Below are 14,389 nucleotides of genomic sequence, written 5' to 3' on the forward strand. Positions count from 1 at the left end.
GGAAAACCTCTATTTCAATAAAAAAGAAAAGACACGCTCTCAATTGAACGTGCCCTTATTAATTGATCAGTAAGCCCCATCTGAATACGTTAATTCGTAGCTGTGGGAGTATATCTCAAAAATATTCCCGAATGGATCTTCAACATACACCATGCGATAAGGCTTTTCACCAGGATAATATTCCCGGATCGGCATGCGCTGTTTACCGCCGTGCTGTTTGATTTTTTCAACCATGCCTTCTACATCGGGGTCCTGGATACAGAAATGGAATAGTCCTGTTTTCCAATACTCAAAGTTATTCTCCGGCTTTTCGTTGTGCGGGAACTCAAACAACTCCACTCCGATTTTATCACCTGTAGCAAGATGAGCAATTCTGAATTTTTCCCAATCATTCCCGAATACATCACGGCACATCTGCCCGATTGCAGTATCATCATTTTCCACATCGGAAGGCTCCATGATAGTATACCATCCGAACACCTCTGTGTAGAATGCAATGGCCTCTTCGAGATTTGGGACAGATAGTCCAATATGAGAAAACGATCTTGGATATGGTAACATCGTAATAAATCCTCCTCTTTTAGATTAGTTTGATCTAACACGTCTTCATTATAAGGAGCTGAGCTTCTTAATGTAAGAATGCACTTTTTTGTGAGAAACTAACCTTATGGTAAGAAAGGACTGAAAAGAATATGGATACGCCTATAGACCAAGAAGGAAAATTGAAGTGCTCCATCGAGTACACACTGAAGAAAATCGGAGGAAAATGGAAAACGGTCATCCTATGGCATTTAGGGACAGACGGTACTCTCAGGTATAACGAATTGCGCAGGTTACTACCTGGTGTGGCCCATAAAGTACTGAGCCAGCAACTAAAAGAACTCGAAGAAGACGGCTTCATCAATCGAACCCAATACGATACCATCCCCCCAAAAGTAGAATACTCCATGACAGAATTAGGTATGACCCTAATGCCGATTCTCAAGCAGATGCATGTCTGGGGTAAGGAGCATGGTGAGTTTTAGGAGAGGGACGGACCTCTAATTCATTATATAATTGGAATTAGGGGTTCATTAGAGGATTGGAGGTCCGTCCCTCCACACACTTCTTAACAAAATCAGAAATTAAATCAAGTCAATGAGAATATACGAGCTGAATATTGTAATGATGATTCCCGCCACCCGATTGATCATTGTTAACGAGTCCGCTTCAATCCGACTGCTTAACCATCCGCCTACTAAGGCAACCGTCCCCCACCATAAAGCAGATCCGCAAAACACGCCCAAAACGACGAGCAATGCGGATACTACACTGCCATCAGAACCGGTTACCCGAAAGACACCAAAGATGGCGATAAAGGCAATGATAGTCATTGGATTCGTAAGCGTCAAAAGAAAGACTGAGAAGAACCCCTTCAATGAAGAAGTGGTTTGCGGTTCACCAGTCTTCAATGGTTCCGTCTGTGAAGTGAATGTCTTCCACCCCAATAAGAATAGAAACACCCCTCCCCATAATTGAATCCAGAATTGGTGAGCAAGAAGGAAGTCGGAAACAATCGTAAGCCCCATGACAGCGATCAAACCGTATAGTGCATCTGCAGTGGCAGCTCCCAACCCCGATACAAAACCTGTCCTTCTCCCATATGTCAATGCCCGCTGAATACAAAGGATACCGACCGGACCAACAGGAGCAGCAATGGTGACTCCTATGATGAGACTCTTTAAAAATAAAGTGGTATCAATCATGGTCCTGCCGCTATTCTAAAGGAAAATCATGAGTTTGTAGTCGCAGTGCCGAACTCACTTTGAACAAACCCATGACAATCGCAGTTTGGGTCCTGGCATTTGCCGGCATGCTCTTGATTTCATGACTGATGAGGTGATCCAGATCCTTTATATTTTTACTCCGTATTTTCAAAAGATAATCATCCTTCCCGGCGATATGGTACCATGCATGTTTTTCGTGAAAGAGGGACGGACCTTCAATTCGGATTCCCCCTTGAATACCTCGGTCAAGCTATAAAGTAGGTCATTTAATATATGCGGAGTTTCTAATCCTTTATGTACTTTTTTCCGAGAAACTAAAGATAAAAGATCTTTGCTTCATCCTTCGATTCAATTTATCCTTATAGTAAGTGAACAAGGATTGGAGGATGAGCAATGTCTATCGTTCTAAAGAGAATTTATGATGAACCTCCCCAATTAGGCGGTCATCGCATTTTGATTGACCGGGTTTGGCCACGTGGAATTTCAAAAGAGGAAGCCAACTTGGATGAGTGGATGAAGGAAATTACGCCAAGTCTACATTTAAGAAAATGGTTTAATCATGAGCAGGAAAAGTTCGAGGAATTTAAAAAAGCCTACAAAGAAGAACTCATTCAAGATGATAAACAAAAGAAGCTACGGGAACTGAAGGAAATGTCTGCTAACGAACGCTTAGTGCTTCTCTACGGTGCAAAAGATCAGCAGCACAACCATGCCGTTGTGTTAAAAGAAGTTTTAGACGATATGTGAGAGGGACGGACCTCTGAATCAGCAGAAAACCATTAGGTTAATCGCTCATCACTCATTGGAGGTACGTCCCTCTAAATTACTCTAAATTAGTCCCTCTAAGTTAAATGCTTTCTATCAGCAGATAGATTCCCGTAAACAACAGGAGTACATAGGTAACGATTTGAAAGATTTTCTGATTGATTTTGTTGAATAATGCTTGTCCCAACACTAGACCTATAGCTACCACCGGTAATGCTTGCAAGCTTGATTTCCAAACTGTTAGAGTAGTACCCGCCACTTTCACCTGGATCCCTAGGCTGACGAGATAGATGAACAAATAAAAGGCAAGGGTTGTTCCCCGAAGTTTCTCTTTTCTTGTCTCGGTGCCTGAAAAATACAGAAGCAGAGGTGGTCCTGGCATACCGATACTCGTGGTCAGTGCTCCAGACCATCCCCCTGCCAGAAAGTCCCGCATTTTGGACTGCCTGATGCGGAATTTCATGATAAGTAAAACCGTCAGCACTATGATGATCAGGCTGATTAATACCTTTAAGAGACTCATATCAATAAGAGTGAAAACCATTATACCCAGGGGTAAACCAGGTATGCTCCCGACCACAAACCTTTTTACAAGGGGAAAATCAATGTCCCTTCTAATTTTCACTATAAGTGCCAGTGAGATCACAAGGGATAAGATCAAATTAATCTGTATCGCTTCTCTAGGTGGAAACAAGAGCAATAAAAATGGTGTTGCCATTATAGAAAATCCGAAACCGGTACTAGTTTGCAATATCGATGCAAATAAAATGATAACCATAAACAAGATAAACGTACTCAAGAAACATTCCCCCTGGTGATTCTTTCGAAATGATAACTATTCGATCCCACCCATAGACCAATTTCGGTTATTAGAAATAGGAACACAATCCACGCCCAAAAATGCAAGAAGACTCTATGAAAATCGTAAAACACATTCAAATAATGAGGGTTTTCATGCATGGTGATGGTAAAGGCATAAAACATTCCAAAGGTGAAATTACGCGACCATTGACTTATATGATAAGTAAAAACCCCTTTTTTCCATCCCAGCTTCTGAATCCGTTTAACAGCTCTCACCATCTCCATTAATTCAACACTTATCAGGAGGACAAACACAATTAGCCAAAAAATCATTATAAACATTCCAGACATCAGTTGTGAAGAAACGATTGCCAGGCCTGTAATGGATAAAGCCCCGTGAATGATACAGTTTGCGCTCGTCCAATCTTCTATCATCGTCCAAGGATTTCCTCTCGCATATCGAAGCACAATCAAAGTCATACCGATCAAGTAATAAAAGATTCCAAGTGACACCACTGCAATCAGCAGTCCCGCCGGAAGAGAAGGAAAAACCTTCACCCAAAATATCACCAATGATTGGGTAGCAACGGTAGAAAGTAACACAACCCCATGAGTAGAATGCGCTGTCGGTCGTTTCATGATCTCGTTAAAGTGGTAGAAGCAGTTTACCAAAAAACATAGCCACAAAAGAGTATTAATAAGCATAATGCCCTGTACACCCACGCTCATATCAGGGAAATATTTGACGATCACATTACTTAAAACCGAAATGCCGGCAACCCACGATCCAATCACGAAAGAATGAACAGGATTCCGTATTAAAGCAATGAAAAATTGTTTAATTAACAATTGCTTAAAAAGATATTTATAAATAATCGCAGCCAACACAATCAGGGACACAGTCAGTATTTTTCCAGTAGTGTGGTTGATCCATGTAAAAGCATCAATAGCAGCATAAAGAAAGATTCCAAGAGCCATAATGACGGCACCTGAAGCCGGATTGATGATTTCTTCATTTTCTTTAGATTTCATCCTGTTGCTCAGATACCTCCCTTCTACCTTTTGAATCGCTAAGCCATCCAAGAAGATCATCATGAGGAAAATGAACCCTCGTCTCAGAAATAAGCTTTGGAAGGAACCCCCCAAGGCTATCCACTAATAATTGCAATTCCTCCAGAACATACCCGTTCTCAAACTCCTCCATGGAAACGGGTAGCTCCTCTTCATCCAGAACGGAAGCTTTTCCATCGGCAAATACGAGGACATCTATGATAAGATCTTCGAAAGATACTACTTCATTGTTTATGTTAGTATTTCTGACAATATTAAAATAGGAACCTAAATACTCACCCCGATGATCTCTCCAAATATACACATTATAAGCGCGGGCCTTCCAATAGTGCGCCAGGGTGTAGCTTCCCTCTGGGATGGTTAAGCTTGATTGGTTTGTTGTCATGGTAAAGGCATCTTTTATTCTATGAAAAAGGACCACATCCTCAACTCCCGCCTTCAAGAGCCGGCAGTGATGTTCCACCAATTTACCGTCATAACCTATCTTTCTCTCTATAATCGGGGCACCAACCTGAAGGGTACTGCCCATTGAATTCTCATTCACCATACATCCCTCCAAAACTCTGAGTAATTGCTATATAAGTTTATCATTTCCGTAAATCTGAAAGAGGGACGGACCTTTGATCAGCAAACCATCAGGTTAATCGCTCATCAGAGGTCTGTCCCTCTCACATTACTCACGCATTATATCTTTTTCACAAATTCTGATTTTAGTTTCATGGCTCCGAAGCCGTCGATTTTGCAGTCGATGTTGTGGTCTCCTTCGACGAGTCTGATGTTTTTGACTTTGGTTCCCATCTTGAGGACGGATGAGCTTCCTTTTACTTTCAGGTCTTTAATGACCGAAACGGAGTCACCATCGGCTAAGAGATTTCCGTTTGAGTCTCTGACCACATTTTCTTCATCTGCCGTTTCTGTTGCTGCATTTGTTGTCCATTCATGAGCACACTCGGGGCAGACGAACAGACTTCCATCTTCATACGTGTATTCTGAGTTGCACTTTGGGCAATTTGGCCATTCTGACATCGTGTTCATTTCCTCCAATGATTGTTTATTCATGTTCAATTTAAAAGACATCGCATTCCATTATACCTGACCCACTGTGAGTCATATATTATTTTCGTTCGTCCTTTTAGTCAAAGTGTTTTCGTCACAGCCAAACACGTTCAGAATGTTCCCTTCCCCACTCCACCAGAAACTTTTCTAATAATGGTCCAGTCAATGGACGGCTAAAGTGGTATCCCTGACCTACCTGACAGGCATTCCGTTTCAGGAACAAGACTTGATTTTCTGTTTCAATTCCCTCAGCAATAGTAGTAAAGTTCATATTTTGACTCATATCAATAATCGCTTTTACGATTGAAACTTGATTTGAATCTTCCATGATATCATCTACGAACGATTTATCTATTTTAATACTATCAATCGGTAAATGCCTTAAATTATTCAAAGAAGAGTAACCTGTTCCAAAGTCATCCATGGAAATGATGACGCCAAGCTTTTTCAGCTTATTGAGAACTTTCGTTGATTTTTCGAAGTCCTGCATGATACTCTCGGTTATTTCAAGCTCAAGCCGATCTGGGTCAAACTGGAGGTATGATAAGGTTTCTTTTACCATGTCAACAAATCCATCATCCTTTATCTGTCTGACAGATATATTAACTGCAACAGGAATGATGCCTAATCCGCTCATTTCCCACTCCTGACTTTGTCGACAAGCCTCTCGAAGAACCCACTCCCCGATCGGAATGATCAATCCCGTCTCTTCTGCCAAAGGAATAAATTCACTCGGAGGGATCATTCCAAGTTCCGGATGTTCCCAGCGTATCAAGGCTTCCACACCAATTATTTCAAGCGTTTCCAAGTCCACTTTGGGCTGATAATGGAGAGTTAATTGTTTGAGCTCCAATACCTTTCTTAATCCATTTTCAAGCTCCATATTCCTTGAAGAGGCATTTTCAAGCTCAGGAAAATAGAATTGATAGTTATTCTTACCGCGTTCCTTCGCTAAATACATGGCTGTATCGGCATGTTTGATTAAACTTTCCTGGTCCGCTCCATCCTTTGGGTACATACTGATACCGATACTTGGTGTCACAAAGAACTCCTGTTCATGAATGACGATTGGACTGTTGAAACTATGTAATACTTCACCCGTCGTTTCTTCGACCTCTTGCTCATTCAAATTGGAGAGTAAGATAATAAATTCATCTCCTCCTTGCCTAAACACAATCCCTTTGTCTTTCACCACATTCTTCAATTGGAGGGCAACCTTCTCAAGTATGATATCGCCAGTAGAGTGCCCTTTCGTATCGTTGATGACTTTAAATCGATCTAGATCCAGAAATAAGATGGCAATCGATTGATCAGGAGCTTCACGAATTGACTCATTTAAGTATTGTTTAAATTTGTTTCGATTTGGAAGCCCTGTCAGTGAATCATAATAGGCCATGGTACGGATGGTTTTCTCAGTCTCTTTACGATTCGTAATGTCTCGTCCAACCAACTGTATTGCCATCCTTCCTCCATATAAAATGGGCATCGCGGAAATCTCCAACTCTATTGAATCTCCGTTTAGGCGATAAACGGTCAGTTCAAATCGTTCCCCTGAGGTAGAATCTTTTGTCTGCTCCCTTATTTTCTCGATGTTCTCAAGACTGGTAAAATGGGAAACATCCATGTTCATGATATCCTCGGGGCATTTGGCACCAATCAATCTGCTGCCAGCTTCATTGATATAAACAAACCTTTGGTTACTATTGACCGCAATGATATCTGGAGACATTTCTACTAAACTACGGTATTGATCTTCACTTTCTTTCCGATTGGTGATATCAAACAGCACACTGGTAAAAGAAATCATTTCTCCGTTTTCATCCAAAGAGGGAATGCCTCTATCCTGAATCCAGCGAACCTTACCATCCGGCTTGATGATGCGGTATACACTCACACATGCCTGACCGGCACCCAGTTTTTCTTCCCTCGCATTTAATACCGGCAAATCCTCTGGATGTATCACTTTTTTCCAAAGAAGTGTGTCCTGATAAAAATCTTTCAAAGGATATCCATACAAATTCTCAATTCCAGGTGTGATTAAGAGAACATCGGATTTCATATCATGAGACCAAATGGCAACATCCAGCGTCTCAAAAATGTTGTTTAAATTCCTATTACTCTTCGTTAATTCCTTTGAAGCATTCCAATTCCCTTTGAATAATAGGAATAACAAATAAAGCATACAGAGCACTAAACCAATATGGAGAAATAGCGACACTCCCACATTGGATTGATCAATTGTTTTCCATGAAAAATCTGCAATCTCCAATAAGATCATTATGATAAAAAGCATGAATACTGTTTTCTTATTTTGTGTAAAATCCATTCACTACTCTCCTGAATATAAGAATTCTTTCATTAATCAAGTGTACTATTTATGGCTTTCATTCACAATATAGCTAATTATTACCTCTAATTTATAAAAAAAGAACCACCTCCTTCGACTGGAGCCGGTCCCTTTATATGATTCATTTCTAATACGACACACCTGTCCGTGTATGCGTCTTCTTAAATTCATTCATATCCGGATCAAAATAATCTTCATTGAAAGCCGGTACAAACTTACCGTCCTTTAAATAGCCTGATCCCCATGTCGGATCCAAAGTGACCCATTCCCCATCAAGATTCGCTTCCACCCAAGCATGCCTTCCAGGGAAAATCCCCCCTGCTCTTCCTTCAACGAATCGCGCCTCGATGTCACTGGCACGAAGCAGGGCAATCGCCAGGTAAGCATAGTCCTGACACACACCCGTTCTGGTTTCCAGTGTTTTTAATGCACTATCATCCCAGTTAAAGTCGTCATTTTCATATTTCTCAACGTCATAGGAAACATTTTTTGCTACATAATCATAGATCGCTTTCGACTTATCCCTGTTGCTAGTTTGCCCGGCTGTGACGGTTTTCGCCTGCTCCTTGATTTCCTGCGCATCTGACTGTACCCCACGGGAAGGAAGCAGGTCCCGCTTGTCTTCACCTGTCGATTCCACTTCAAACTTCGCAAAACCGAAAAATCTGAAATAATCGCTATTCTCCTCCTTGATTTCAGGTACGCTGAGAGTCACCTCATAAGTACCTGGTCCAAACCGGAGATAAAAGGAATCCTCAAAGGTAAAATCATCTACAGGTATAACATCCAGAGCTTCGTCCTCCCCTTTTTTCGTGGTGATATAAATATGCGTCGTTTCCGGACCGAATTCAGCTTTTGGATCGATGCTCCCTTTGATAGAGTAAACACCATCCGACTTCTCCCCGCCAAAATGAGGAGATTCCAGAGTTACGCCACGCTCACGATATTTATCAGCGTACTCAATCGGACTCATCACCCTAACAGATTCATTATCAATGATTAGAGTGGTGGCCGTCTGGTAGTAGCTTTCACGATCTTCATCCGGTACCAGTACCTCAAGCTCGTGTTTTCCTTTCCCGAAAAATAAAGGAACCTCATAACTGAATTTTCCGTTTTTAACGGGAATGACATGGGTCCAGTTTTGAGAATCCTTCTTTAACCTGAGCATGATGGTGTCTTCATCCGTGAGGTTAACCGCTTCTCCTTTCAATGGAAAGATTTCATTGCCTTTGATATAGCTTGATTCAGCACTCAAGGACAAGGCGGCATCCTGGCCAAATGGTGTGAGCGTCACATCCCTCATTATGTCAGGATTCACATTATGAACCGTGAAGGAAGCTGTATCATAGAAATAATTCTCTCGATCCTTGCTTGGCAGCTGCACAGACACACTATACTTTCCTTCTCCATTGAAAAAATGGATCTCCTGTTTGAACTTGCCGTCTTTGATGGGAGTGTAGTATTCGAGCTGATTCCCCGCAGGTCCTTCTTCGCTTGCCCTAACCTTGATCCAGGCGTAGTCCGACTTCAACTCTGAATACTGTTCAATTTCCCCATCAACGGTCACTTGCCCATTCGCCGCAAATTCCTTGTATGACGGCTCATTCATTGTGACACCGATTTCCTCGCTGTAGGAAGTTAATTGAAGTGGCTCCATTAAACCTATTTTATCTTCCATCTCTTTCTTTTCTTTTTCATACAAATCTTCTTCTTTTTTACCCGCCATCGTTTCCTCACTCTTGGCATTCGAATCACTGCATGCCGTCAACAACAAGAAACTTGCAAACAAACTCAAAAATAGAATCAAAAAGGGATATTTTTTCTCCATGTTTTCCTCCTAAAATAAATGTGCTTACTACTCATACGACCTATTTGGAGGGACGGACCTCTAATCGTTAAAAATCACCTGAATATGGATCGATTTGAGGATTTGAGGTCCGTCCCTCTAATTATTTTATTCTCACAAACTTCTAAATCTGTTTGTAGTAGATAATGGTTGCCTCTAATTCCCCAAAAGGTGAAGCTGCATAGTCGGGAATCCGGCCTCCCTGAACGAATCCAAGGGACGTATACAAATGATTAGAAGGTGCCCCTTCGACCGTATCCAGGATGAGCAAGGTCCGTACCTCTTCTTTAGCTCTTTTCTCCGCTATTTCCATGAGGGACCGGGCAATTCCTTTTTGGCGGAATTTCGGATGGACCATCATTTTTGCGATTTCGGCTCTGTTGGTACCGTTTTGTTTGGTGCATAGGTGAAGCTGCACGGTTCCTGCAATACTACCATCCACACAGGCTATATATAGAATCACATGAGGACTCAGTGCATGTCGCCAGAAGTCCCTCGCTGCTGAACGAGCCATTGGGGATAAAAAACCAATTGAAGCCCCGTCATCCACTACTTTCATCAAAAGATCAGAAAGTTCCTCAATGTGCTGCTCTATCGATGTCAATTCTACGATTTTTAGTCCTTGATTCTTCATGAACATTTTTCACTCCTTAGCATAACTTCCCGTCTTTATTAAAGTGGTCCAAGTTAGTTTTTGCAATCTATTTGTCAGTTGTGATGACAAGGTTTGGGTGTTGATTGCTTCCGTTCACTGAATTTTCTTTTTTATAATCAAATTATAACGAGCGTTCCTTCAATAATCTAACTTTTTCTGGAAAAATAGTTTTGTTCTACATAAACTAGAACAATTCTGTTATACTAAACATATAACAAACTAGGAGGTGAATCCTTGTTTATCCAAATAGAACCTCAATCAGATATACCGATATATTCTCAGGTCAAGAATGGGATCATGGAGGGAATTGTCCGCGGGGAATTAGTGCCAGGTGATATCCTCCCGTCCGTTCGCAGTCTTGCCGGTGACCTGGGTGTAAACATGCACACGGTGAATAAAAGCTATCATGAATTGGAAAGCAAGGGTGTGATCCGCATTGTTCCAAAGTCTGGGGCTGTTATTTGTCCGCCATCTGAGGGAGAAATCCCGCCATCCCGACTGGATCAGATATCAGAAGAATTGCGGCCGATTGTAGTGGAATCCATGGTATTCGGCATGAGTGAAAAAGAAATTCAAGAATTAGTTTCATCTATTATCCTAAAGGTTAAGGGGGAGTAATAAATGGAAATGGCGCTTTTATTCGTCACGGTGGGATTTTTGATGGTTCTGCAAATTACCATTCCTTTTATCGTAAAACGAACGGTGGTTTTTGGTGTAACGATACCTGTTGATGAAATACGGAACGAACAGTTGCTACATTACAAAAAACTCTACGCAATCTTAACATTTTTCATTTCAATTTTGGCATTGGCTCTCTATTTTACCTGGTCAAAAAACATTCCATCCACTGAAAATCACCTCATTTTAGCAGGCTTATTACTGCCTTTTGTCATCCTATTTATTTCGATGTCCCTTTATTTCTATTTTCATATGAAAGTGACAACACTGAAACGGGAAAAGCAATGGTTCAAGGATCGCAAACAGGTGAAAGTTTCAGAATTGAACTTAAGAACGAGAGATGAAATGCTACCCTGGATAGTATATGTAGTCCCCATGGTGATCACCGTTGGTTTAATGGTGTTTACATTAGTGAATTACAATAATTTGCCGGACCAGATCCCTACTCACTGGGGACCAGATGGCAAACCGGATTCATTTACGACCAAAACCTATCTGTCTGCTTTGACCCTGCCACTTGTATTATTGGTGATGAATGCAATGTTCCTCGGGATCAATGAACTCACAAGGAATTCCGGGATCAAGCTGAGTGCAGGGAATATAAAAGCATCACGTGTCCGACAGCTCCGTCTGCGCAAGTACACAAGCTGGCTGTTATTCTTCATCTCCATTCTGATAAGCATGCTCTTTACATTCCTGCAATTCAACACCCTGTATGAAAATAGCGTCAGCGACCTGCTGATCATCACCATGCCACTGGCCTTCTCTGCACTCGTCTTGATAGGGACGGTCCTTATGGCTATCAAGGTGGGGAAAAAGGATTCAGACTTGGACGTAGAAGTCATCGATGAAGGCACCGGCGATGTGATCAATGCAGATGACGATCAATACTGGAAAGGAGGGCTTTTCTATTTCAACCCTGAAGACCCCTCCATCTTCGTTGAAAAACGCTTCGGAGTAGGCTGGACCCTGAACTTCGCCAGACCTCTTGGATACCTCATTTTGGTGGGACCGCTGCTCGTGATAGTAATCATTACACTGATATAACTTTGAGGGACGGACCTCTCAAACTGAGCGATAAAGAAAAATCATCGTTCAGCCGAAGAGGGTCCGTCCCTTTTGTTACGCGATTTCCACCCTTCAATAATACTTGGGACGCACTTCCCTTGTGACCGTATCCGAGGTCCGTCCCTCCAACTACGCCTACTACTAAAAAAGGCTCAATCTCTGGAAATTCGACTTTTATTATGGACAGATTGTTCGGAATACTATATAAATAGTAGATGGAAACTCACAAAGAAAACGTTTACAACATGAGATGACAAGGAGGATTCTATGTTAGATGTGCTAGACAAGATTAATTCATTCTTATGGGGGACACCAAGTTTAGTACTGTTATTTGGGACAGGCCTTTTCTTGACGTTTATGCTTAGAGGGCTGCAGTTCCGAAAGCTATTGTATGCATTTAAACTTGCTTTTACAAAAGAAGAACCCTCTTCTTCTGCTGACAAATCTGAAGGAGATATCAGTAACTTCAAAACGTTGATGACTGCTTTGTCAGCGACCATCGGTAACGGAAACATTGCCGGGGTTGCTACGGCATTGACGATTGGTGGACCTGGAGCCATCTTCTGGATGTGGGTTGTCGGCCTTCTCGGAATGGCGACGAAATACGCAGAAGCGCTGCTTGCTATGAAGTACCGTGTGAAAAATAAAAACGGTGAATACTCCGGAGGACCAATGTATTACGTTGAAAAAGGTCTCGGAAGCAAGTGGAAATGGCTTGCTGTTGCCTTCGCTTTATTCGGTGCATTTGCTGCCCTTGGAATCGGAAACAGCGTACAGTCCAATACGATTGCAGACGTTATGACATCAAGCTTTCAAATTAACAATGTCGTAACAGGAATCGTTTTAGCAGTCCTGACAGGTTTGATCATCTTTGGAGGGATTCAGCGGATCAGTACCGTGGCGTCCTTCTTTGTACCGGTCATGGCATTCCTTTACATTGGCGGTTCATTGATCATCATCGTACTGAATTATGACATGATCATTCCGGCATTTGAAATGATTTTCTATTATGCGTTCAATCCTGTAGCTGCCGCTGGAGGTTTCACAGGAATCATTATCAGTGAAGCGATCCGAAGCGGGGTTTCACGTGGGATTTTCTCCAATGAAGCTGGTCTTGGTACGGCTGCATTGATTGCAGGTAACGCGAAAACCGATCATCCGGTTAAACAGGCACTTGTCGCTATGACGGGTACGTTCATTGTAACAATTGTCGTCTGTACGATGACTGGTCTGGTCCTGCTGATCACAGGCTTCTGGGATCCGACAGGCGGAGCAATATCGGGTGTCGAGCATGCGCCAAGTCTTGACGGCGGGGCACTGACGAGTGCGGCATTTGGACACGCCCTCGGTACTGTAGGGGAATACATCGTATCTTTCTCCGTCATCTTCTTCGGATTCTCGACGATCGTCGGCTGGTATATGTATGGAGAGAAATGCTTCGAGTATTTGACGAATTATCGCTTTGCTAACTCCTACAGACTCATATATATTTTAGCAACCGGACTTGGTGCCGTTGCTAACCTGGAGCTCGTTTGGGCATTCGCTGATATGTCTAACGCCTTGATGATGATTCCAAACCTGATTGCCCTTATTTTACTTTATAAGGTCATCGTTCGTGAAACGAATCATTACTTCAATGAGTACATGCCCATGATGAAAGCCCAACCAAGGAAGAAAGCCAGTTAAAAAGTAACCCGGTGTGATTTATGATCATGCCGGGTTTTATATTTATAGTATGATTTCGTATTTACTGGAAGGCCGTGGATATGGGAAATTTCTTTTAAGGGATTAGGTCCAAATCCTTTCCACTTGGTTTTTTTCAAGGGTTAGAGGGAAAATGGGTTGACCTTCTTTTTCAACAAAATAGGTCGCCCCGTTTTCGTTTGAATGGAGGACCTCTTCTTCGTTTCCATCTAAATCAATCAGTTAGCATCTCAAATTGCTTCGTCCTTTTTGTCTTTAACCAGGTGGCTGCATTCACTAACAAATCCAAAATCTTTTTTAGATCCTCATTCTTTGCCTGCGTGATTTCATTTTCTTTTCTCCTTTCCAATTTTGTAATAGTAATTTGGACAACAGCTTTGCCCATACCTTCATTTCAAAGAAAAAAATCTTCCCTATTTACACACTAAACCGTTCTGTTTTGAGGTAAGACTTTCTGAAAATATCCTATCTTTGAATTCTGAATTTAGAACATACTCAAATTCTTTTGAGTTTAAAGGAGATACAATAGATGATGTCCTACTTACTCCGTTATTGTCCCCCGATTGTTGGTAACTCAAAATTAAGGGGTTTAAATAAGGAAAACTAAAGGAATTACTATTAATACCTTTGTT

At 41.8% G+C, this 14,389-nt stretch carries 15 protein-coding genes; 5 read left to right on the forward strand and 10 right to left on the reverse strand.

Annotated features, from left to right (window positions below):
- Window positions 1-66 precede the first annotated feature (66 nt).
- Window positions 67-561, reverse strand: coding sequence for a lactoylglutathione lyase family protein (locus RSX31_RS19060; protein WP_148968000.1), 495 nt, complete (start codon window positions 559-561; stop codon window positions 67-69).
- A 131-nt stretch (window positions 562-692) separates the two neighbouring features.
- Here RSX31_RS19060 and RSX31_RS19065 point away from each other — a divergent pair, with 131 nt between their 5' ends.
- Window positions 693-1,025: a winged helix-turn-helix transcriptional regulator gene (locus RSX31_RS19065; RefSeq protein WP_148967999.1), complete on the forward strand. Its 333-nt coding sequence runs from the start codon at window positions 693-695 to the stop codon at window positions 1,023-1,025.
- Window positions 1,026-1,124: 99 nt separating this feature from the next.
- Here RSX31_RS19065 and RSX31_RS19070 read toward each other — a convergent pair whose 3' ends face one another.
- Both RSX31_RS19070 and RSX31_RS19075 read right to left on the reverse strand, forming a co-directional pair.
- Window positions 1,125-1,745: a LysE family translocator gene (locus RSX31_RS19070; RefSeq protein WP_315635684.1), complete on the reverse strand. Its 621-nt coding sequence runs from the start codon at window positions 1,743-1,745 to the stop codon at window positions 1,125-1,127.
- 10 nt (window positions 1,746-1,755) lie between these two features.
- Entirely contained in the window at window positions 1,756-2,004 is a 249-nt protein-coding gene (locus RSX31_RS19075) for an Lrp/AsnC ligand binding domain-containing protein (protein ID WP_315635830.1), read from the reverse strand.
- A gap of 155 nt (window positions 2,005-2,159) precedes the next feature.
- Here RSX31_RS19075 and RSX31_RS19080 point away from each other — a divergent pair, with 155 nt between their 5' ends.
- A complete protein-coding gene (locus RSX31_RS19080) occupies window positions 2,160-2,513 on the forward strand; it encodes a DUF488 domain-containing protein (RefSeq protein ID WP_148994422.1) in 354 nt (117 codons plus the stop codon).
- 100 nt (window positions 2,514-2,613) lie between these two features.
- Here RSX31_RS19080 and RSX31_RS19085 read toward each other — a convergent pair whose 3' ends face one another.
- The 7 genes from RSX31_RS19085 to RSX31_RS19115 all read right to left on the reverse strand — a co-directional run bounded on the left by RSX31_RS19085 (window position 2,614) and on the right by RSX31_RS19115 (window position 10,286).
- Entirely contained in the window at window positions 2,614-3,330 is a 717-nt protein-coding gene (locus RSX31_RS19085; protein WP_315635685.1) for a sulfite exporter TauE/SafE family protein, read from the reverse strand.
- Window positions 3,327-4,427, reverse strand: coding sequence for a TDT family transporter (locus RSX31_RS19090; protein ID WP_315635686.1), 1,101 nt, complete (start codon window positions 4,425-4,427; stop codon window positions 3,327-3,329). The genes RSX31_RS19085 and RSX31_RS19090 overlap by 4 nt, the downstream gene beginning before the upstream one ends.
- Window positions 4,354-4,932 carry a DUF402 domain-containing protein gene (locus tag RSX31_RS19095; RefSeq protein ID WP_315635831.1) on the reverse strand — a complete coding sequence of 193 codons (579 nt, stop codon included), beginning with the start codon at window positions 4,930-4,932 and terminating at the stop codon, window positions 4,354-4,356. Before RSX31_RS19095 ends, RSX31_RS19090 begins: the two co-directional genes overlap by 74 nt.
- Before the next feature lie 155 nt (window positions 4,933-5,087).
- A complete protein-coding gene (locus RSX31_RS19100; RefSeq protein ID WP_315635687.1) occupies window positions 5,088-5,429 on the reverse strand; it encodes a zinc ribbon domain-containing protein YjdM in 342 nt (113 codons plus the stop codon).
- A 124-nt stretch (window positions 5,430-5,553) separates the two neighbouring features.
- Window positions 5,554-7,785, reverse strand: coding sequence for a sensor domain-containing protein (locus RSX31_RS19105; RefSeq protein ID WP_315635688.1), 2,232 nt, complete (start codon window positions 7,783-7,785; stop codon window positions 5,554-5,556).
- Window positions 7,786-7,933: 148 nt separating this feature from the next.
- A complete protein-coding gene (locus RSX31_RS19110) occupies window positions 7,934-9,634 on the reverse strand; it encodes a transglutaminase domain-containing protein (RefSeq protein WP_315635689.1) in 1,701 nt (566 codons plus the stop codon).
- A 142-nt stretch (window positions 9,635-9,776) separates the two neighbouring features.
- Window positions 9,777-10,286, reverse strand: a complete 510-nt coding sequence (locus RSX31_RS19115; protein WP_315635690.1) for a GNAT family N-acetyltransferase — start codon at window positions 10,284-10,286, stop codon at window positions 9,777-9,779.
- A 255-nt stretch (window positions 10,287-10,541) separates the two neighbouring features.
- On the opposite strand from RSX31_RS19115, the gene RSX31_RS19120 reads away from it, so the two are divergent.
- The 3 genes from RSX31_RS19120 (at window position 10,542) to RSX31_RS19130 (ending at window position 13,739) form a co-directional block, all read left to right on the forward strand.
- Window positions 10,542-10,925 (forward strand): GntR family transcriptional regulator, encoded by a 384-nt coding sequence (locus RSX31_RS19120; protein WP_148994428.1) that lies wholly within the window; start codon window positions 10,542-10,544, stop codon window positions 10,923-10,925.
- A gap of 3 nt (window positions 10,926-10,928) precedes the next feature.
- A complete protein-coding gene (locus RSX31_RS19125; RefSeq protein WP_315635691.1) occupies window positions 10,929-12,032 on the forward strand; it encodes a DUF1648 domain-containing protein in 1,104 nt (367 codons plus the stop codon).
- Window positions 12,033-12,320: 288 nt separating this feature from the next.
- Window positions 12,321-13,739 carry an alanine/glycine:cation symporter family protein gene (locus RSX31_RS19130; protein ID WP_148994430.1) on the forward strand — a complete coding sequence of 473 codons (1,419 nt, stop codon included), beginning with the start codon at window positions 12,321-12,323 and terminating at the stop codon, window positions 13,737-13,739.
- Window positions 13,740-14,389 lie beyond the last annotated feature (650 nt).

The organism is Rossellomorea yichunensis (genome assembly GCF_032337515.1).
GTDB lineage: Bacteria > Bacillota > Bacilli > Bacillales > Bacillaceae_B > Rossellomorea > Rossellomorea yichunensis.